A 1020-nucleotide genomic window follows, 5' to 3' on the forward strand; every position below is an offset into this window, starting at 1 on the left:
ATTTGTGCACGAGCACTTTCTAGCTCAGCCTTCAACTCGTTGTAGCGTGCGGCTTGCGTACGAGAATGCATCTCAAACAACACATCACCTTGCTTAACCACCGCGCCCTCTTCAAAAGTAACGTGTTTAATCTGACCAGACACCTGAGGCGTCATAATCACTTCTTGTTCTGCTTCTAAACGACCGGTATAGATTTTTGTCGCTGCCATGGTCAAAGCCGTTACTGATGCAACTTGAACTGGCACTGCAGGAGGCATTTGCTGTGCTTGTTCAGGGGCATTCTCCTCTTTAGAGGAACAGCCAACTAATACAGCGAAAGACAAAACTAACAACGAACCTAGGCTCAAAAAACGAGACACCATTAAAACTCCAAAAAATGAGCAAATATTGATGCACAAAAAGAATGAATGATTGCGCAAAATTAAGCGCGCGATAGTACCAAACAACAGGTAAAATCTCTAAGCCTTCTACTTCAACAGACTGTTGCATGAACAATACGAACGAATCGTCTCACAACACTGAACACGAGCCCGAAACGCTTGAGATCATTTACCAAGACGAATATATGATCGCCGCGCACAAACCGGCGGGAATGCTCGTCCATAAATCTCCCATTGATAAACGCGAAACACGGTATACGATGCGTATTTTGCGCAACCAAACAGGGCACTGGGTTTACCCCGTTCATCGCCTGGATAAACCTACATCAGGATTGCTACTGTTTGCTTTCGACCCAGAAACGGCAAAGAAAATATCTGATCAATTCGAACAGCGGCATATAAAAAAGACGTACTATGCAGTAGTCCGCGGGTATACGCCGCAAGAACTAGAAATCGATCACCCATTGAAAGAAATCGCTGCCTTCAAAAGTGATCAAGCAAAAGCAGATGAGAAAGAGCCGAAAGACGCACAAACACAACTGCGCCGTGTAGAGCGGTATGAATTGCCCATATCAGACGGACGCTTCCCTACTTCACGTTACAGTTTGGTAGAGCTAAAACCTAGAACTGGACGTAAACA

General features: G+C 45.1%; 2 protein-coding genes. One reads left to right on the forward strand and one right to left on the reverse strand.

What is annotated here, in order from left to right:
* A partial coding sequence (locus A3739_RS13910) for a biotin/lipoyl-binding protein (RefSeq protein ID WP_156502589.1) occupies window positions 1-362 on the reverse strand: 362 nt, incomplete at its 3' end.
* Between the two features lie 125 nt (window positions 363-487).
* Between A3739_RS13910 and A3739_RS13915 the strand changes: the two genes are divergently transcribed.
* On the forward strand, window positions 488-1020 hold a 533-nt coding region (locus tag A3739_RS13915), incomplete at its 3' end, for a pseudouridine synthase (protein ID WP_068501763.1).

The sequence above is a fragment of the Oleiphilus sp. HI0067 genome (assembly GCF_001635735.1).